Origin of the sequence: Xenorhabdus griffiniae (assembly GCF_001028135.1) — a bacterium.
Lineage (GTDB): Bacteria > Pseudomonadota > Gammaproteobacteria > Enterobacterales > Enterobacteriaceae > Xenorhabdus > Xenorhabdus bakwenae.
The window spans coordinates 70,352-90,533 of sequence record NZ_LDNM01000038.1 but is presented as its reverse complement, the minus strand read 5'-3'; the positions used below and the strand labels follow the sequence as shown (position 1 = coordinate 90,533).

Genomic DNA, 20,182 nt, shown 5'->3' with positions numbered 1-20,182 from the left:
CCTGTTGCTAATGACTTATTAATAATCCTCCCAAGTTTCCATTTCCATTTCTGATATTTCTAACAAGAAATATACCCTACTAATTTTCCTATACCTTTCGAATTTTAGTTAAGGGAATGTTGCTGTGTTAACAAATTTCATTTTCCTAACTTGATAAAATAAAGCCATTTTCAGGAATGGTTCGCTTATCGCACTTTAATCGTTCTTTTTAGAAACGATTTATTAAGAATTGAATAAATTACATTCAAGTGTTGAATATTTTTCAATGAAATTGTGCACTTGATCATAAAAATACCCCAATTAGCGCAGTGGAAAGACAGGTTTTTCCTGCGATAATGATGTAGTAAAGTCGAGTTATCGGTTAGACTAGTTATGTCGGTAAGATGTTTTTTTGTACGACTGACACGTTTTAGCGGTATACCAGCACAATCCGTTAATTAATGGTTTGTGGTTTGTAAATAAAAATGCAGGTGCTTTTGCCGTTATGGCAAATTTTGTTGAGAGGAATAAAAACCAAGACGACTCAAGCTAGAAGATAGATTGATTAGCATTGTTTCAGATTTGGTTGTTATCCCTTCCCATGAATCGATGTGGTGCAACACTGCCGGCAAAAAGAGCAGACACTTTGACACCACTTTTGATGAGTAAGCAACGAGTATGTCGACATCCACTGGAATTTTGGCCCATCACTGGGCATTCGCGGTTTTTCTAATAGGTGCTCTTGGTTTGTGCGCATTCATGTTATTGGGTGGGTACTTCATGGGGGGCAGGGCGAAAGCCAGAGCAAAACACGTACCTTATGAATCAGGTATCGATTCTGTCGGCAGTGCACGTTTGCGTCTGTCGGCGAAGTTTTATCTGGTTGCCATGTTCTTTGTTATCTTCGACATTGAAGTCCTTTACCTGTATGCATGGGCCGTCTCAATCAAAGAGAGCGGTTGGCTAGGCTTTGCCGAAGCAAGCATTTTCATTCTGGTGTTATTGGCAGGTTTGGTTTATCTGGCGCGCATTGGGGCGTTAGATTGGACACCAGCACGTTCAAAACGTCAGGTCAGTAAACCGAGTGCTGATACTTATATCAACACGACTGGCAACCATACCAACAACAGTCACATGCAGTAATAGCGAGGCATAAAGATGGATTATACGCTCACCCGCATAGATCCTAACGGTGAGAATGACCGTTATCCCCTGCAAAAACAGGAAACTGTCAGCGATCCCTTAGAGCAGCATGTTCACCGAAGTGTCTATATGGGGAAACTGGAACATGCTCTGCATAATATGGTGAATTGGGGGAGGAAAAATTCCCTGTGGCCCTATAACTTCGGGCTTTCTTGCTGCTACGTGGAAATGGTGACGTCATTTACCGCGGTTCACGATGTTGCACGTTTTGGTGCAGAAGTTTTGCGAGCATCTCCCCGTCAGGCTGATTTCATGGTGATTTCCGGAACCTGTTTCGTCAAAATGGCACCTGTCATTCAACGCCTGTACGACCAATTGCTGGAGCCGAAATGGGTCATTTCAATGGGAGCCTGTGCAAACTCCGGTGGTATGTACGATATTTATTCCGTAGTGCAGGGGGTTGATAAGTTTATCCCTGTCGATGTTTATATTCCTGGCTGTCCTCCTCGCCCGGAAGCCTATATGCAGGCACTGCTGCTGTTGCAGGAGTCCATAGGTAAAGAACGACGCCCACTGTCATGGGTAGTTGGCGATCAGGGAGTTTACCGTGCCAATATGCAATCAGAAAGAGAAAGAAAACGCGGTGAACGTATTGCAGTGAAAAACCTGCGGACTCCAGACGAAATTTAAGGCTTTTAGCCATATAGCGTAACCAGAGCAATGTGTTGCGATCACAAAAACCCTGATCAAGCGTTGTGGTGAAGAATGATGACAGATCAGATAGCGCAAGAAAGCGCCCGGCCCGCCTGGGCAACACGAGATCATCTTGATGATCCTGTTGTCGGCGAGCTTCATCGTCAATTTGGCCCGGATGCCTTTACCATCCAGCCGACCCGTACTGGTATGCCCGTTGTTTGGGTCAAGCGGGAACCGTTCCTGAAGGTAATAACGTTCCTGAAACAATTGCCCAAACCCTATGTCATGCTGTTTGACTTGCATGGCGTCGATGAGCGTCAGCGCTCTCACCGGGAAGGCTTGCCAGCGGCTGACTTTTCGGTGTTTTATCACCTCCTTTCCATTGAGCGTAACCGTGACATCATGCTGAAAGTCGCGCTCGCTGAACAAGACCTGAATATCCCTACTGTCACGTCAATTTTCCCAAATGCCAATTGGTATGAACGTGAAACGTGGGAAATGTTTGGCATCACATTTAACGGCCACCCCAATTTGCGTCGTATCTTGATGCCGCCGACATGGGAAGGTCATCCGTTGCGCAAGGAGTATTCTGCGCGAGCCACGGAATTTGATCCTTTCGTCCTGACTAAGCAGAAAGAAGATCTGGAAATGGAAGCGCTGACTTTCAAACCCGAAGAGTGGGGTATGAAGCGCGGTACGGATAATGAAGACTTCATGTTCCTTAACCTTGGCCCAAACCATCCTTCTGCTCATGGTGCATTCCGCATTATTCTGCAACTGGATGGCGAAGAAATCGTCGATTGTGTTCCCGATATCGGCTATCACCATCGTGGTGCCGAAAAGATGGGGGAACGTCAGTCGTGGCACAGCTATATCCCTTATACCGATCGCATCGAATATTTGGGGGGATGTGTTAACGAAATGCCTTATGTACTGGCGGTTGAAAAGCTGGCCGGTATTGAAGTCCCCGATCGGGTGAAAACCATTCGGGTCATGTTGTCCGAGCTGTTCCGCATTAATAGCCATCTGCTTTATATCAGTACATTTATTCAGGACGTTGGGGCGATGACGCCCGTCTTCTTTGCCTTTACTGACCGACAGAAAGTTTACGATGTCGTCGAGGCGATTACCGGGTTCCGTATGCATCCGGCATGGTTCCGAATTGGGGGAGTTGCCCATGACTTGCCACGCGGTTGGGATAAGCTCTTGCGTGAATTGCTGGACTGGCTACCGAAACGTCTGAATTCTTATGTCAAGGCTGCGTTGAAAAACAGTGTCCTGAAAGGGCGTTCTGTTGGGGTTGCGTCCTACAATGCCAAACAGGCTTTGGACTGGGGGGTGACTGGTGCGGGGCTGCGGGCCACGGGTATTAGTTTTGACGTACGTAAATGGCGTCCTTATTCCGGTTATGAAAATTTCGATTTTGAAGTACCGACAGGCTACAACGGTGATTGCTATGACCGGGTAATGCTGAAAGTAGAAGAAATTCGTCAGAGTCTGCGCATCCTTGAGCAGTGCCTGAAAAATATGCCGGAAGGACCATTCAAGGCTGATCACCCACTGACCACGCCGCCACCGAGAGAACGGACTTTGCAGCACATAGAAACCATGATTAATCACTTCCTGCAAGTGTCATGGGGTCCGGTCATGCCCGCCAATGAATCATTCCAGATGATCGAAGCGACTAAGGGTATCAACAGTTATTACTTGACCAGCGATGGTAGCACCATGAGCTACCGTACCCGTATCCGTACACCCAGTTTTGCTCACTTGCAGCAAATTCCCTCGGTGATCCGCGGTAGTCTGGTTTCTGACCTTATCGTCTATCTGGGCAGTATCGATTTTGTTATGTCTGATGTGGATCGCTAACGATGCAAAGTGAATTTAACGCAAACAAGCAAGCACGCCTTGATGTGGTTAACGTAACGGACGCTCAGACACCGGATGAGTTTGTATTGAGTGCTGACGAACGTAATGCCATTGAGCAGGAAAAACACCACTACGAAGATCCGCGTGCTGCGTCAATCGAAGCACTGAAAATTGTACAAAAGCAGCGTGGTTGGGTGCCGGATGGTGCCATTTATGCCATTGCTGGGGTACTGGGTATTCCGGCCAGTGACGTGGAAGGGGTGGCGACGTTTTACAGCCAGATTTACCGGCAGCCAGTGGGACGCCACATTATCCGGTATTGTGACAGTGTCGTATGTCACATCACGGGTTACCAGGGTGTTCAGGCAGCGATAGAAGCGTGTCTGGACATTCGTCCGGGGCAAACCACGGCCGATGGGCGTTTCACACTGTTGCCAACCTGCTGCTTGGGGAACTGTGACAAGGGACCTACGATGATGATTGATGAGGACACCCACAGTTACGTGAAACCCGAAGAAATTGAAAAATTACTGGAGCAATATCCATGACAACGCATTCAGGAGTGAAAGAAATTATCCGCACAGCGGAAACTCATCCCCTGACATGGCGGTTGCGTGATGACCAACACCCTGTCTGGCTGGATGAATACCGGAGCCAAAATGGTTATAAAGGAGCCGAAAAAGCACTGAAGGGCATGGCTCCTGATGAAATTACCGCACTGGTTAAAGATGCTGGCTTAAAAGGCCGTGGTGGAGCGGGCTTCTCAACAGGCTTGAAATGGAGCCTGATGCCAAAAGATGAAAGCATGAATATCCGCTATTTGTTGTGTAATGCGGATGAGATGGAGCCGGGCACTTACAAAGACCGCCTATTGATGGAGCAACTGCCTCATCTGTTGGTGGAAGGCATGTTAATCAGTGCCTTTGCATTGAAAGCCTATCGCGGTTACATCTTCCTGCGTGGTGAGTATGTCGAAGCGGCTGTCCATTTACGTAAAGCCATAGAGGAAGCGAAAGCGGCCGGATTGCTTGGCAAGAACATTTTGGGCAGTGGTTTTGATTTTGAACTGTTTGTTCATACGGGTGCGGGACGTTATATCTGTGGTGAAGAAACCGCCCTGATTAACTCCCTTGAAGGGCGCCGGGCAAACCCACGTTCAAAACCTCCATTTCCTGCGACAGCGGGCGTATGGGGCAAACCTACGTGCGTCAACAACGTCGAAACCTTGTGTAACGTGCCTGCAATTCTTGAGCATGGAAAAGAGTGGTATATCGGTCTGAGTGCCGGCAAAAGTAAAGATGCCGGCACTAAACTGATGGGCTTTTCTGGTCGGGTCAAAAATCCGGGTCTTTGGGAACTCCCTTTTGGCACAACCGCCCGTGAAATTCTTGAAGATTACGCGGGAGGAATGCGTGATGGCCTGCAATTCAAGGCCTGGCAACCCGGAGGGGCAGGAACCGATTTCCTGACCGCAGACCACTTGGATTTGCCAATGGATTTTGAGCACATCGCCAAAGCGGGTAGTCGTTTGGGAACCGCACTGGCAATGGCAGTGGATCATGAGATCAATATGGTTTCCCTGACCCGCAATCTTGAAGAATTCTTCTCTCGTGAATCTTGTGGCTGGTGCACACCATGCCGTGATGGCTTGCCGTGGAGTGTCAAAATCCTCCGGGCTATTGAGAGTGGCAAAGGCCAGCCAGGTGATATTGAAACATTAGAACAACTCTGTCGTTTTCTTGGGCTGGGCAAAACGTTTTGTGCCCATGCGCCAGGTGCTGTGGAACCTTTGCAGAGTGCTATTAAATATTTCCGTGAAGAGTTTGAAGCAGGAATTGTCACCAAAGATTACGGCAATACCAACCTGATTGCAGGTATTCAACCAAACCTGCTCAACCAGCGTTGGTAACAGACAGCGCTAATTTTTGATTAACGCCTGCTGCGGCAGGCCATTGGGAAGCATGCTGACTATGGCTACGATACATGTAGACGGCAAAGAATATGATGTAAACGGGGCTGATAACCTGTTACAAGCCTGCCTCTCATTGGGGCTTGATATACCTTATTTTTGCTGGCATCCAGCGCTGGGAAGCGTTGGCGCTTGCCGCCAGTGTGCGGTGAAGCAATATCAAAATGCGGAAGATACGCGTGGTCGTCTGGTGATGTCTTGTATGACACCCGCATCAGATGGCACGTATATTTCCATTGATGATGATGAAGCTAAACAGTTCCGTGCCAGTGTTGTGGAATGGTTAATGACCAACCATCCCCACGACTGTCCAGTTTGTGAGGAAGGGGGTAACTGTCATTTGCAGGATATGACAGTAATGACGGGGCATTCATTCCGCAAATACCGTTTTACCAAGCGTACTCACAAAAATCAGGAATTGGGACCATTTGTTGCTCATGAAATGAACCGTTGTATCGCCTGTTACCGTTGTGTCCGTTATTACAAAGATTATGCGGATGGAACGGATTTTGGCGTTTATGGTGCTCATGACAACGTCTATTTTGGTCGCCCTGAAAGTGGCACACTGGAAAGTGAATTTTCCGGTAACCTCGTTGAAATTTGCCCAACAGGGGTATTTACCGACAAAACACATTCAGAACGCTACAACCGTAAATGGGACATGCAATTTGCGCCAAGCATCTGTCAACAGTGCAGCATTGGTTGTAATACCAGTCCTGGAGAACGCTACGGTGAACTGCGCCGGATAGAAAACCGTTATAACGGCACTGTCAACCACTACTTTATGTGTGACCGAGGGCGTTTCGGTTATGGCTATGTCAACCGCGACGACCGTCCTCGCCAGCCACAACAATTGCGTGGCGATCAGTGGATTTCATTGAATGCCGAGCAAGTCATGCAAGGAGGCGCAGATATTTTGCGTCAGGCGAAAAATGCCATTGGCATCGGTTCACCACGTGCCAGCATTGAAAGTAATTTTGCCTTGCGTGAATTGGTTGGTGCCGAAAACTTCTACAGTGGTATTTCAGCGGAAGAACAACATCGCCTTGATACGATGTTAGAAATTCTCCAGCAAGGGGGCGTCTATACGCCATCTCTACGTGAAATTGAAGATTATGATGCGGTGTTGGTGTTAGGGGAAGACCTGACCCAAACGGCTGCCCGCATGGCGTTATCTGTGCGTCAGGCAGTGAAAGGCAAAGCGCGAGAAATGGCGGCTGCTCAGAAAGTGGCAGACTGGCAGATTGCGGCTGTGATGAATATTGGTCAACATGCCAAGTATTCTCTTTTCCTGACCAGTGTTGATGAAACCCGACTGGATGATATTGCCGCATGGAGTTACCGTGCACCGGTTGATGATCAGGCTCGCTTAGGCTTTGCCGTGGCACATGCCCTGAACAATATCGCTCCTGCGGTTGATGGTCTGCCGGATGAACTGAAATCGAAAGTGGCAATCATTGCACAGGCATTACGTGATGCGAAAAAGCCATTGATTATCAGTGGTAGCAATTCAGGCAGCGATGCCTTGATTCAGGCTGCCGCTAATATTGCATGGGCGTTGAAAGATAAAGGCGCAGATGTCGGCCTTTCTTATGTTGCTGCGTATGCCAATAGTCTGGGGCTGGCAATGATGGAAGCGCAGCCATTGGATGTTGCTTTGCAGCATATTGCTAAAGGGGATTCAGACACCGCCATTGTGATGGAAAACGATCTATATCGTCATGCGCCGGCGGATAAGATAGATCGCGCACTGGATAGCCTGAAAAACCTGATTGTCGTGGATCATCAGCGCACCGCCATCATGGATAAGGCGCATTTGATTCTGTCAGCCTCCAGTTTTGCAGAGAGTGACGGTACGTTGGTGAATCAGGAAGGTCGTGCTCAGCGCTATTTCCAGGTTTACGAACCGGCATTTTATGACAAATCTATCGTTATGCTGGAAAGCTGGCGCTGGATGCATTCCCTGTATACTACTTATACACAGTGCCAAACTGACTGGACACAGCTTGATCACGTGATAGCCGCTTGTGTCAAAGTGATGCCGCAATTCAAAGGCATTATAAATGCGGCTCCCGATGCGACATTCCGTATTCGTGGGCAAAAACTGGCGCGTTCACCTCATCGTTACAGCGGCCGTACGGCAATGTTGGCTGATGTCAGTGTCCATGAGCAGCGCCAACCCCAGGATATCGATACCGCATTTGCTTTCTCAATGGAAGGGAACAACAGCCCATATGCACCACGCCAGCAAATCCCATTTGCATGGGCACCCGGCTGGAACTCACCACAAGCGTGGAATAAATTTCAGGCGGAAGTTGGTGGCAAGCTGCGTTTTGGCGATCCGGGGGTTCGTTTAATTGAAACGGTTGATGGTGGATTAAACTATTTTGACACTATCCCGACCGCATTCACTGCGCAAAAAGATCAATGGCATGTTGCGCCCTATTTCCATCTGTTCGGTAGTGAAGAACTGTCCCAACGTTCTGATGTAATACAGGAGCGTATGCCTGAACCGTATGTGATGTTCAATCATAAAGATGCGGAGCATTTGAAGGTGAAAGAAGGCGCAGTAATGGCATTTGATTGTGAAGGGCAGAAACTGCGTTTGGCCGTGCGCTTGAGTGGTAATCTGGCCCAGGGGCAAATCGGCTTGCCTCTGGGAATGTCGGGTGTACCGCCGATCCTGGCAGGCAAATTAGTCCATAACTTACGGGAGGTTGCATAATGAGCTGGTTTACTCCCGAGGTCATTGAAATCCTGATTGCTGTACTGAAAGCGGTTGTCATTCTACTGGTCGTGGTTATCTGCGGGGCATTCATGAGTTTCTTTGAACGCCGTATCCTTGGCCTGTTTCAAAACCGTTATGGGCCAAACCGAGTCGGTTGGGGCGGTTCATTGCAGCTTGTTGCAGACATGATCAAAATGTTCTTTAAAGAAGACTGGGCACCCCGCTTTTCTGACAGGGCCATTTTCACCCTGGCTCCTGTCATTGCATTCTGCTCAATGCTTCTGGCCTTTGTGATTGTACCGGTAAGCCCGACATGGATGGTCGCAGACCTGAACATCGGCATCTTATTCTTTATGATGCTGGCAGGTCTGGCGGTTTATTCCGTGCTATTTGCTGGTTGGGCGAGTAACAACAAATATGCCCTGCTGGGTGCGATGCGGGCATCCGCACAGACACTGAGTTATGAAGTTTTCCTCGGTATGTCCATGATGGGCGTTGTGGCACAAGCCGGCTCCTTTAACATGGTGGATATCGTCAACTCACAGCAACATGTGTGGAATGTTATTCCTCAATTCTTTGGCTTCCTGACTTTTGCCATTGCGGGGGTAGCGGTATGCCACCGTCATCCCTTTGACCAACCGGAAGCAGAGCAAGAACTGGCTGACGGCTATCACATTGAATATTCCGGTATGAAATTCGGTCTGTTTTTTGTCGGGGAATATATCGCGATTGTGACGGTATCTGCTTTGATCGTCACGCTATTCTTTGGTGGCTGGAATGGGCCTTTCTTGCCGCCGTTCGTCTGGTTTGCGCTGAAAACAGCATTTTTCATGATGATGTTCATCTTGATCCGCGCTGCCTTGCCGCGTCCTCGTTATGATCAGGTGATGTCGTTTGGCTGGAAAGTTTGTCTGCCGTTAACGTTACTGAATATGCTAGCGACAGCCGCAGTTATTTTATACAACGCTCAATAAAGGAGGCGATTGAACCATGACATTGAAAGAATTAGTGGTCGGTTTCGCCACCCAGGTACGCAGTATTTGGATGATAGGGCTTCATGCCTTCCATAAACGCGAAACAAAAATGTATCCGGAAGAGCCGGTTTATCTGCCGCCCCGTTACCGTGGACGCATCGTCCTGACGCGAGATCCTGACGGTGAAGAGCGTTGTGTTGCGTGTAACTTGTGTGCAGCAGTATGTCCGGTAGGGTGTATCTCACTGCAAAAAGCCGAGCATAAAGATGGGCGCTGGTATCCTGAATTTTTCCGCATTAACTTTTCGCGTTGCATTTTCTGTGGTCTGTGTGAAGAAGCGTGCCCAACTACCGCTATTCAGTTGACACCGGATTTTGAACTGGGTGAATTCAAGCGTCAGGATCTGGTGTATGAGAAAGAAGATCTGCTGATTTCAGGGCCGGGTAAATATCCTGACTATAACTTTTACCGTAAGACAGGTATGGCGATTGACGGCAAAGATAAAGGTGAAGCCGACAATGAGGCCAAGCCTATCGACGTTAAAAGCCTGTTGCCGTAAGGAACGATATTCATGGAATTTACATTTTATGTCGCAGGGCTGGTTGCTATTCTGGCAACACTCAGGGTGATAACCCATACGAATCCAGTGCATGCACTGCTGTATCTGATTATTTCCTTGTTGGCATTGTCCGTTGTGTTTTTTTCAATGGGTGCCTATTTTGCGGGTGCTTTGGAGATCATCGTTTACGCGGGCGCTATTATGGTGTTGTTCGTCTTCGTCGTGATGATGCTGAATTTAGGCAAATCAGTTGTCGAGCAGGAACGGCGCTGGTTACAACCCAGAGCCTGGATTGGCCCGTCAATCCTGTCTGTTGTGCTGTTGATTGTGCTGGTTTATGCCATCAGTACACTGACATCCGCTGAAATCAGTGGTGAAGTGGTCAGTGCCAAAGAAGTGGGCATTAGCCTGTTTGGCCCTTATGTACTGGCGGTCGAGCTGGCCTCTTTGCTGTTGTTGGCAGGATTGATAGTGGCTTACCACATCGGCCGTGAAAATCGGCAAGGGGAAGTGATCAGCACTCGTACGGAGGACCAACAATAATGATAGCGTTACACCATGGCCTCATTCTGGCGGCTATTCTGTTCATATTAGGCTTCACCTGCCTGATTATCCGCCGCAATCTGTTATTTATGCTGATCGGGTTGGAAATCATGATCAATGCTTCAGCGCTGGCGTTTGTCGTTGCTGGCAGCTATTGGCTCCAGCCTGATGGTCAGGTGATGTACATTCTGGCCATTACTCTGGCAGCCGCCGAGGCGAGTATCGGGTTGGCACTGTTACTACAGCTGCACCGTCGTCGCCAAAACCTGAATATTGATACAGTCAGTGAGATGCGCGGATGAACTTACTCTATTTAACCATTCTGCTGCCACTGCTGGGATTTTTGCTATTGGCATTTTCCCGTGGCCGCTGGTCTGAAAATATGTCAGCCACCATCGGGATAGGTTCTGTTGGGCTGGCAGCATTAGTCACATTCTGGGTAGCACTTGATTTTCTTGCACAGGATGGGGCAGGGGGGCGGGTTTACAGCCAAACGTTGTGGAACTGGATGGCAGTGGATAATTTCAGCATTCCGGTTAATCTGGTGCTGGATGGTCTGTCACTGACGATGCTCAGTGTGGTGACTGGCGTGGGTTTTCTGATCCACATCTACGCGTCTTGGTACATGCGTGGTGAAGAGGGATACTCCCGTTTCTTCGCCTATACCAACCTGTTTATCGCCAGTATGGTGGTATTGGTACTGGCAGATAATATGCTGTTGATGTATCTCGGTTGGGAAGGCGTCGGCCTGTGCAGTTACTTGTTGATCGGTTTCTACTACAAAACCCCGGCCAATGGCGCGGCGGCAATGAAGGCCTTCATTGTGACCCGTGTTGGTGACGTATTCCTTGCCATTGGTATGTTTATCCTTTACGACCAGCTTGGTACGCTGAGTTTCCGCGAATTGGCGGTATTGGCACCACAATATATTGAAGCAGGTTTTGGCGCGATCACCTGGGCAACCTTGATGATTCTGGGGGGGGCTGTCGGTAAATCCGCGCAGTTGCCATTGCAAACATGGCTGGCTGATGCGATGGCCGGTCCGACACCCGTTTCTGCGCTGATCCACGCCGCGACGATGGTGACCGCTGGGGTTTATCTGATTGCCCGTAGCCATGCATTGTTCTTGATGGCGCCTGATATCTTACACTTGGTCGGTATTATTGGTGCGATCACTTTGCTGCTGGCCGGTTTCGCGGCACTGGTACAGACAGATATCAAACGCGTACTGGCTTACTCCACCATGAGCCAGATTGGCTACATGTTTCTGGCATTGGGTGTACAAGCGTGGGATGCCGCAATTTTTCACCTCATGACCCATGCGTTCTTCAAAGCATTACTGTTCCTGGCTTCTGGCTCGGTGATTCTGGCCTGCCACCATGAGCAAAACATCTTCAAGATGGGAGGGCTGAGTAAGCGTATCCCATTTGTTTATCTCTGCTTCCTGGTGGGTGGCTCTGCGTTGTCGGCACTGCCATTACTGACAGCCGGTTTTTACAGTAAGGATGAAATCCTGTGGGGCGCGTTGGCAAATGGTCATATGAACCTGATGCTGGCGGGGCTGATTGGGGCATTGATGACATCACTGTATACCTTCCGCATGATCTTCATCGTGTTCCACGGTAAAGAAAATACCCATGCTCATCCAGTCAAGGGCATTACTCATACCTTGCCATTGTCAGTATTGCTGGTGTTGTCCACGTTTGTGGGTGCGCTGATTGTGCCACCGCTGGCGGGTGTCCTGCCTGAGAGTGTTTTGTCAGAAAACAGTGCGGCAGGGCATGATGGCAAAATGACATTGGAAATCGTTTCTGGTGTGGTTGCCGTTGTCGGTATCTTGCTGGCGGCTGCGTTGTATCTGGGCAAACGTGGTGTGGTCAATGCCACAGCGAACAGTGCAGCGGGGCGTTTCTTCTCCACATGGTGGTTCCATGCCTGGGGATTTGATGCGCTGTATGACTGGGTATTTGTAAAACCATTCAAGGGCATCACCCGTTTGTTGCAAAGTGATCCTTTGAACTCACTGATGAACATTCCAGCCATATTGTCACGTTGGGGCAATAAAGGGCTTCGTTGGAGTGAGAACGGACAAGTCCGTTGGTACGCTACCTCTATGGGGTTGGGTGCAGTGCTGGTTTTAGCTCTGCTGCTTTTGGTTTAATTAAGGGACACATTGCGCCATGCTACTACCTTGGCTAATTCTTCTGCCCTTCATCGGAGGCCTGTTGTGTTGGCAGGCCGAGCGCTTCGGCACTCGTATGCCGCGTTGGATAGCGCTTCTGGCGATGGGACTGACGCTGTTACTCTCCCTGTACCTGTGGTTACAGGGTGGTTATACACTTACCAACCCACAGGGCATACCACAGTGGCAATCAGAATTCCTGCTTCCGTGGATCCCACGTTTTGGCATTAGCATTCATCTGGCACTGGATGGTTTATCCTTGCTGATGGTGGTATTGACTGCATTACTGGGTTTGATGGCGATCCTCTGTTCGTGGAATGAAAACCAGCCATACCAGGGCTTCTTCCACCTGAACCTGTTGTGGATACTGGGGGGGGTGATGGGGGTTTTCCTTGCCATCGACCTGTTCCTGTTCTTCTTCTTCTGGGAAGTGATGCTAGTACCGATGTACTTCCTGATTGCCCTGTGGGGACACAGAGGCTCAGAAGGTAAAACCCGTATCACTGCGGCAACGAAATTCTTCATCTATACCCAGGCTAGCGGTTTGGTGATGTTGATTTCGATTCTGGCACTGGCTTTTATTCACCATGATGCAACCGGCGAATGGTCATTCAACTATGAAAAACTGTTGGATACGCCGATGTCAAACACCGTTCAATACTTGCTAATGCTGGGTTTCTTCATTGCATTTGCGGTGAAAATGCCGGTTGTTCCTTTACACGGTTGGTTGCCAGATGCCCATAGTCAGGCCCCAACAGCCGGTTCAGTTGACCTTGCAGGGATTTTGCTGAAAACAGCGGCTTATGGTTTGTTACGTTTCAGTTTGCCTCTGTTCCCGCAAGCTTCTGCGGAATTTGCGCCGATTGCCATGTGGCTGGGCGTCATTGGTATTTTCTACGGTGCGTGGATGGCATTCAGCCAGACTGATATCAAGCGCTTGATTGCCTATACCAGTGTTTCTCACATGGGCTTTGTGCTTATCGCCATTTACACAGGTAGCCAATTGGCTTATCAGGGCGCGGTGATCCAGATGATTGCACATGGCCTGTCAGCCGCAGGGCTGTTCATTCTGTGTGGTCAGCTCTATGAACGCCTGCATACCCGAGACATGCGCCAAATGGGCGGATTATGGGGAAGAATTCAACTCTTGCCTGCGATATCCCTGTTTTTTGCGGTAGCCACATTGGGTATGCCAGGAACCGGTAACTTTGTCGGGGAATTTATGATCCTGTTTGGCAGCTTCAGTAAATTTACCCTGATTACTACGGTATCCGTGTTCGGTTTGGTTTTTGCTTCCGTTTATGCACTGTACTTGATGCAGAAGGCTTATTACGGTACGCCAAAAACGGATAAACCTTTACAGAGAATGGATGTACGTGAAATTTCCATTCTGCTGTTGTTGGTCGTCTTGCTGGTGATTTTGGGTGTTTACCCGCAGCCAATCCTTGATACCTCAGCCGCAGCAATGAGTCACATCCAGAATGGGTATTCAGCTTCACTTTTAACTACAAGGCCGTAATTCGCCATGACAATAACTCCTGAACAATTGATCGCACTGTTGCCGCTATTGATCGTCGGATTGACGGTGGTGGTTGTGATGTTGTCCATTGCGTGGCGACGCGATCATTTCACCAATGTCACCCTGACGGTAATGGGTCTAAACCTGGCTCTGTTCTCTCTCTATTTTGTGGGACAACAAGAGCCAATGGATGTCACGCCATTGATTCATGTAGATCGTTTTGCAATGTTCTATACTGCCCTTGTGCTGATTGCGAGCCTTGCAACAACGACATTTGCCTACTCATGGTTGGAAAATTATCCCGATAATAAAGAAGAATTTTATCTGTTAGTGTTGATCGCGGCGGCTGGGGGAATTCTGCTCTCTTCGGCCAACCACATGGCATCACTGTTTATCGGAATTGAATTGATCACCCTGCCGCTGTTTGGTTTAGTGGGTTATGCATATCGCCAGAAACGTTCGTTGGAAGCAGGCATCAAATATATGTTGCTGTCTGCGGCCGCATCTTCATTCCTGCTGTTTGGTATTGCATTGCTGTATGCCGAATCCGGTGATTTATCTTTCGCATCACTCGGCGAGAGTTTGAGCGATAGCAAACTGCATGAACCGTTAGTGCTGGCTGGCTTAGGGATGATGATCGTAGGATTGGGCTTTAAACTTTCCCTGGTGCCTTTCCAACTGTGGACACCGGATGTTTATCAAGGTGCGCCCGCCCCGGTATCGACCTTTCTGGCAACGGCAAGTAAGGTTGCGATTTTCGCCGTGATCATGCGCTTATTCATTGAAGCACCAGTGGCTGAAAGCACAACCTTACGTATTCTGCTCACGGTGATTGCTATCGCATCTATCCTGTTTGGTAACTTGTTGGCATTAACACAAAGCAATATCAAACGACTGCTGGGTTACTCATCCATTGCCCATTTGGGATATTTGCTGGTGGTATTGGTTGCCATCAAAGATCATACGTTGGCAGAAGAGACGGCAGGTATTTATCTGGTCGGTTATTTGCTCGCCAGTATCGGGGCATTTGGCGTGGTCAGCTTGATGTCCAGCCCATACAGAGGGCCAGATGCGGATTCACTGTTCTCATATCGTGGCCTGTTCTGGCATAAACCGATCCTGTCAGCGGTAATGACCGTCATGATGTTGTCGTTGGCGGGAATACCATTAACATTTGGCTTCATTGGCAAATTCTATGTCATCGCGACAGGTGTTGAAGCAAGCTTGTGGTGGCTGACTGGTGCCGTTGTCGTGGGTAGTGCCATCGGTCTTTACTACTATCTACGCGTGATGGTGAGTTTGTACCTGCCAGCCCCGAAAGCGCTGAACCGTGATACACCACGCAATTGGGCATTTACCTCTGGCGGGATTGTGGTGTTGCTCAGTGCATTACTGGTGTTGATCCTTGGTATTTGGCCACAACCGCTGATTGATATTGTTCAGCAGGCGAAAAGTGTTCTGTAAACAATAAGTGTTCTGTAAACAATAAGCTAAAGAAACTATTCAAAAAACCCAGCCATCGTTGTCTGGGTTTTTTTGAGCAGAGCGACACCCGAAGCATGCGGCAACTGCTCGTATTTGAATCCCATCGAACACAAGTGGGCCGACGCAAAGCCTTATATTTTCCCGCTGCGCGGGGAAATATAACACGCATCCTGAAGTTGGATTGGTATATTTTCATGAATTAAATGCATTTTGGCTCTGATGATTTTTAACATATAAAATATAAAGCGTTAGGCATAAAATTCAAAATGTTCACTGTAAGATAAGATCAGGTGAAAGTTTTATTATGGGGGAAATTCACTCTGATTACAGTTATGGTGTGCGGTAATTTTAAGAAATAAGGAGAGGTTAACTATTTATTGATTTAATAAGGGGATATATGTCATGAATTCATTTGAAAATAAAGTGGTATTGATCACTGGAGGAACAGCCGGAATAGGGCTGGCTACTGCTATTGAATTTGCGAAAATGGATGCAAGAGTTCTTTTGGTAGGGAGAAATGTTGATAAAGGTAGTAAAGCAATAGCACAAATGCCACATAATACTAATTGTGAGTTCTATTCTGCCGATATGAGCAAACAGTCAGACATTAAGCGGCTCTTCTCATATATTAAAGAGCATTATGGCCGTTTGGACATTGCTGTTAATAATGCCGGAATGTTCGGTGCTTCGTTTACTAAAATAACCGAATATCCAGATGAAGTATGGGATGAGGTCATTGCGACGAATGTAACGGGCGTGTATCAATGTATGAAGTATGAAATACCGTTAATGGAGCAATCAGGTGGAGCAATAGTAAATGTCGCATCAGTTTCAGGTTTAAAAGCGAATTATGCAGGAGGGTGTGCCTATACTGCCAGTAAACATGCGGTGGTTGGATTGACAAAATCTGCTGCTTTAGAGGTGGCAAAGTTAAATATTCGGGTTAATGCCGTGTGTCCAGGATTAATCAGGACAGATATGTCAGTCAGTGTGTTTGGTAATAATTTAGATGCTTATGGTGACACCCACCCAATTGGACGGATTGGGGAAGTGGAAGAAGTAGCGAATGCTATTGTGTGGTTATCGAGTAACAAAGCGGAATTCATTACAGGTTGTTGTTTACCCGTTGATGGCGGTTTAATGGTAAAATAGACTTTAAATACCGATCTCTTGAGTTGATACATAATAAGATCCATGACGGACAGGTACATGGCTGTACTCAATCCGTCTTTTTAGTTTCTGATGGAAGTAATATCCTGTAGGGCAATTGGTAGAGAATAAAGAGGGAGTTTATTTTCAATATGATGCGTCATATCTTGCCATTCATCCGAAATTAATCTCTCCTTTTTTGATTAGGGCGAATACGTCATTACAAAAAGCTCCCAAAGAACCTCAGCGGCTACCATTGGACAGCATATGGAACAGAAATGGTCAAAGCTAAAGGCCCCGTAAAGCGTTTTTGCAGGGAGAATTCTTGTCATAACCATTTTTTGACAAACTCTTCCAACGGCATCGGACGGTCAAAGTAATATCCCTGCAAATAATCGACAGAATAGTTCGTTAACTGATTAACCTGTTCTTGGTTTTCAATTCCTTCAGCCACAATTTCCAGATGCAATCGCTGGGCAAGGTCAATGATATTTTCCACAATATTTTTTGAAATCATATCGGTATTCATTTTGCTAATAAAGTTATGTCCTATTTTCACTAAGTTAACATTAAGTTTTTGTAAATAATTGTAATTAGAAAAACCTGTGCCAAAGTCGTCCAGTGCAATTAATACACCTAATTCATTCAGCTTATTGAATAAACTAATAGTATGATTATCGAGTTTCAATAATTCTCGTTCGGTAATTTCCAAAATCAGTTTGATGGAATCTGCTGGAAATGATGTCAGAAAATAATGACAATCATCAATTAACCTAATATCTTTATAATGTCTTGCACTAATATTGAAGTTAAAATGGAAATTTGTCGGTAATTGATGAGCAATAGGCGAAAAATAGTCTCTCACTTGGGTGATTAGGTTATGCGTTAAGGGAATAATAAAATCTGATTTTTCAATTTGTGCGATAAATTTATTTGGCGTCAATAAGCCATGAATTGGGTGTTGCCAGCGAACAAGGATTTCACATCCAATGATTTCATTGTTTTTACTACAAATAATGGGCTGTATATAGGGGATGAATTGCTGATTTTTAATCGCTTTTTTCAAACGATATTCTGGGATAGTAATGGTTTTGGTATGTTTATAAAAAAATACCGCTGATATGAACGTAAGCAGAGACAATAAAATAAATACACATGCAGATTCTACATCTGGTTGGATATTATCCTGATAATTGGAAAATAATCTCCAAAATATAAAGCCAGTGCTGGCAGTGATGGTGATGAATAACATCACAAATATCCGATACAGGGATCGGTATGATTTCAGATCCAGCCCCATCATATCTCCTTTCTTGATAAAGCCTGTTACTTAACAGTAGGCTTGTTATCCAAACCATGCAAAATTTTATTAACTTATTGATTACAAAAAAAAGAGGCCCTTTTTTTGCGAAAACAACTTCGGCTATGTTACAGGAAGAATTTAAAGACGGGAAATAACTATATGACTATATGGCAAAATGGGGGGATTTTTTATAATTGCTGAGGATGATCAAGATAAAAAAATATTGTGGCCATCCGTGGCTAAATTATTATTTGATTTATATCAATATATTATCAAGTTGCCCGTAATAAACAGGGCTGTTTTAAAACCCATATTATCGTTCATGGTATAGCGCTATTGCGGTGTCGTTATCACAATGGCAACCCGACGATTTTCTGCCCGACCTTTTGCACTTCGGTTATCGGCGATAGGTTGGCTTGGCCCTAATCCACGGGCTGTCAGATTAGTACGCTGCATACCTCCCTGTGTCAGTGCATCTGCAACGGTGTTGGCGCGTTTCAATGATAATTGATTGTTGTAACTCACTTCTCCGTAATTGTCAGTGTGGCCATCAAGGCGTGCGTGGTGGATACCCACTTTGGATAAAATACTGGCCAGTTGTTTTAATTTTGTTTCACCTTCTGGTCGTAAATGAAATTGGTTATTACCAAACAACACCTTTTCTGATATACCAAATAACCAGCCTTCATCGGTTTGTTGAAATCCCTGTTGTTTAAGTGCGGCGATTTGTGCGGCTGTCAACGCCCCTTTATTCTGGCAGGCGCTGAGAAAAAGTGCGCCAATAAACGCAAAGATAAATACACAATAACGATTTCTGCTCATAGAGGGTTCCTTGATAGATAGTTGAGTTTTGTTGTATCAGCGGAATACCAGCCACCGCCCCGTTGTTTTATGTGATACATCGCTGCATCGGCTTCAGAGAGTAGTTGTTCTGCCGTTAGTTCACCGTTGGATAATGCAATGCCGATGCTGAGTGTGATACGTAGATGTTGTCCGTTAGGAAGGAGGATCGGGGTATCCATAGCATGGATGATATTTTTGGCAACGCGTTCTGCATCTTCTAGATTGGCGGAAGGCAACAGGATAGCAAATTCATCCCCGCCAAGCCGGGCAACGGTATCTGTTTTTCTTACTCTTCGTTTTAAGGTGGCGGCGATAGTGACAAGCACGTGATCGCCGGCAGCATGTCCATAGACATCGTTGACATATTTCAGCCTGTTACCATCAATAAATAATATCGCTGCACTTTCACGCATAAATTTATCGTTCATGACGGTTGACAGAACACGTTCAAAAGTGGCCCGATTTGGTAAACCGGTCAGGGAATCATGTTGTGCTTGCCAGGTTAACGCGGCTTTTTCTGTTTGCAGATGATGTTGCCACTCTTCCAGCTCTTCCAGCAGGTGATTGAAAACCTGACTTAGCTCATGCAGTTCAGCAATATGGGCCGAGGGCACGCGCCGGGAAAATGTCCGCCGTTGTCGCACATCATGGGCGACGGCCGTAATGTTTTGCAAAGCTCTGACAATACCATCATGCATACGCAACGAGAGGTAGAGTGAAATGACGGCGCTGAACAGCAGGCAGGCAAATAGTACCAGCAGGGCCTGATAAATAAATTTGATGATGTGGCAACTGTTACCAATTAACCAGACTGAGCCTACTTTTTGCTGATGATGGTAAATTGGCAGGGTGAAAGGTTCAAGAAATAGCCAGTGCTCGATCAATTTCTTGAAATTGCCGGTACGAGTCTCCTGATTTGCTTGCCAACTGGCTAACACCTGCTGTTTAGCATCAAAAATCTTGGCTTCTGTAAAGCCATCGTGAACGGCAATCATTTCCAGTATTTCGTTTGCTGCGGTTTTATCCTGAAAAACCACAGCGGCCTGTGCGGTATGGGCAATGGTCGTGGCAATCAGTTTTAAACTGTTTTCGGCATATTTCTGCATAGCAAGCAGTGCCAGTAACGATAAAAACAAGCCGACTACGGATAATATGATAAACGTAATGACCAGATGGATGCGGTGGAAAGCATGACGTAAAGTCGGGCGTGAGGGCATCCGTGAATAACGTTTTTTCATGTA

Annotated in this window: 17 protein-coding genes; 14 read left to right on the top strand and 3 right to left on the bottom strand. The window is 46.9% G+C overall.

Annotated features, from left to right (window positions below; all coding sequences use genetic code 11):
• Positions 1 to 657 precede the first annotated feature (657 nt).
• The 14 genes from AAY47_RS10035 to AAY47_RS09970 all read left to right on the top strand — a co-directional run bounded on the left by AAY47_RS10035 (position 658) and on the right by AAY47_RS09970 (position 16,798).
• Positions 658 to 1,122, top strand: a complete 465-nt coding sequence (locus AAY47_RS10035; RefSeq protein ID WP_047769421.1) for an NADH-quinone oxidoreductase subunit A — start codon at positions 658 to 660, stop codon at positions 1,120 to 1,122.
• 15 nt (positions 1,123 to 1,137) lie between these two features.
• Positions 1,138 to 1,812, top strand: coding sequence for a NuoB/complex I 20 kDa subunit family protein (locus AAY47_RS10030; protein WP_047769419.1), 675 nt, complete (start codon positions 1,138 to 1,140; stop codon positions 1,810 to 1,812).
• A 75-nt stretch (positions 1,813 to 1,887) separates the two neighbouring features.
• Positions 1,888 to 3,687 (top strand): NADH-quinone oxidoreductase subunit C/D, encoded by a 1,800-nt coding sequence (gene nuoC / locus AAY47_RS10025; protein WP_200897770.1) that lies wholly within the window; start codon positions 1,888 to 1,890, stop codon positions 3,685 to 3,687.
• 2 nt (positions 3,688 to 3,689) lie between these two features.
• Positions 3,690 to 4,235 (top strand): NADH-quinone oxidoreductase subunit NuoE, encoded by a 546-nt coding sequence (gene nuoE, locus AAY47_RS10020; RefSeq protein WP_047769415.1) that lies wholly within the window; start codon positions 3,690 to 3,692, stop codon positions 4,233 to 4,235.
• The gene (gene nuoF, locus AAY47_RS10015; RefSeq protein ID WP_047769413.1) at positions 4,232 to 5,596 is read left to right on the top strand and encodes an NADH-quinone oxidoreductase subunit NuoF; all 1,365 of its coding nucleotides are present in this window, start codon (positions 4,232 to 4,234) and stop codon (positions 5,594 to 5,596) included. The genes nuoE and nuoF overlap by 4 nt, the downstream gene beginning before the upstream one ends.
• A gap of 61 nt (positions 5,597 to 5,657) precedes the next feature.
• Positions 5,658 to 8,381 carry an NADH-quinone oxidoreductase subunit NuoG gene (nuoG, locus tag AAY47_RS10010; RefSeq protein WP_152669798.1) on the top strand — a complete coding sequence of 908 codons (2,724 nt, stop codon included), beginning with the start codon at positions 5,658 to 5,660 and terminating at the stop codon, positions 8,379 to 8,381.
• Positions 8,381 to 9,358, top strand: coding sequence for an NADH-quinone oxidoreductase subunit NuoH (nuoH, locus tag AAY47_RS10005; protein WP_047769408.1), 978 nt, complete (start codon positions 8,381 to 8,383; stop codon positions 9,356 to 9,358). The genes nuoG and nuoH overlap by 1 nt, the downstream gene beginning before the upstream one ends.
• A gap of 16 nt (positions 9,359 to 9,374) precedes the next feature.
• Positions 9,375 to 9,917 (top strand): NADH-quinone oxidoreductase subunit NuoI, encoded by a 543-nt coding sequence (gene nuoI / locus AAY47_RS10000; RefSeq protein WP_047769406.1) that lies wholly within the window; start codon positions 9,375 to 9,377, stop codon positions 9,915 to 9,917.
• A gap of 12 nt (positions 9,918 to 9,929) precedes the next feature.
• Positions 9,930 to 10,460, top strand: a complete 531-nt coding sequence (gene nuoJ, locus AAY47_RS09995; RefSeq protein ID WP_047769405.1) for an NADH-quinone oxidoreductase subunit J — start codon at positions 9,930 to 9,932, stop codon at positions 10,458 to 10,460.
• Positions 10,460 to 10,762, top strand: coding sequence for an NADH-quinone oxidoreductase subunit NuoK (gene nuoK, locus AAY47_RS09990; protein ID WP_045971435.1), 303 nt, complete (start codon positions 10,460 to 10,462; stop codon positions 10,760 to 10,762). Before nuoJ ends, nuoK begins: the two co-directional genes overlap by 1 nt.
• Entirely contained in the window at positions 10,759 to 12,621 is a 1,863-nt protein-coding gene (nuoL, locus tag AAY47_RS09985) for an NADH-quinone oxidoreductase subunit L (RefSeq protein WP_047769402.1), read from the top strand. The genes nuoK and nuoL overlap by 4 nt, the downstream gene beginning before the upstream one ends.
• Positions 12,622 to 12,640: 19 nt before the next feature.
• Positions 12,641 to 14,161: an NADH-quinone oxidoreductase subunit M gene (nuoM, locus tag AAY47_RS09980; RefSeq protein ID WP_047769400.1), complete on the top strand. Its 1,521-nt coding sequence runs from the start codon at positions 12,641 to 12,643 to the stop codon at positions 14,159 to 14,161.
• A gap of 6 nt (positions 14,162 to 14,167) precedes the next feature.
• A complete protein-coding gene (nuoN, locus tag AAY47_RS09975; protein WP_047769398.1) occupies positions 14,168 to 15,625 on the top strand; it encodes an NADH-quinone oxidoreductase subunit NuoN in 1,458 nt (485 codons plus the stop codon).
• Positions 15,626 to 16,048: 423 nt separating this feature from the next.
• Positions 16,049 to 16,798: an SDR family NAD(P)-dependent oxidoreductase gene (locus AAY47_RS09970; RefSeq protein WP_047769396.1), complete on the top strand. Its 750-nt coding sequence runs from the start codon at positions 16,049 to 16,051 to the stop codon at positions 16,796 to 16,798.
• Positions 16,799 to 17,123: 325 nt separating this feature from the next.
• Here AAY47_RS09970 and AAY47_RS09965 read toward each other — a convergent pair whose 3' ends face one another.
• The 3 genes from AAY47_RS09965 to AAY47_RS09955 form a co-directional block, all read right to left on the bottom strand.
• Entirely contained in the window at positions 17,124 to 18,095 is a 972-nt protein-coding gene (locus tag AAY47_RS09965; RefSeq protein WP_047769394.1) for an EAL domain-containing protein, read from the bottom strand.
• Between the two features lie 336 nt (positions 18,096 to 18,431).
• Entirely contained in the window at positions 18,432 to 18,920 is a 489-nt protein-coding gene (locus AAY47_RS09960; RefSeq protein ID WP_047769392.1) for an OmpA family protein, read from the bottom strand.
• Positions 18,917 to 20,179, bottom strand: a complete 1,263-nt coding sequence (locus tag AAY47_RS09955; RefSeq protein WP_047769390.1) for a diguanylate cyclase domain-containing protein — start codon at positions 20,177 to 20,179, stop codon at positions 18,917 to 18,919. Before AAY47_RS09955 ends, AAY47_RS09960 begins: the two co-directional genes overlap by 4 nt.
• Positions 20,180 to 20,182: the final 3 nt, after the last annotated feature.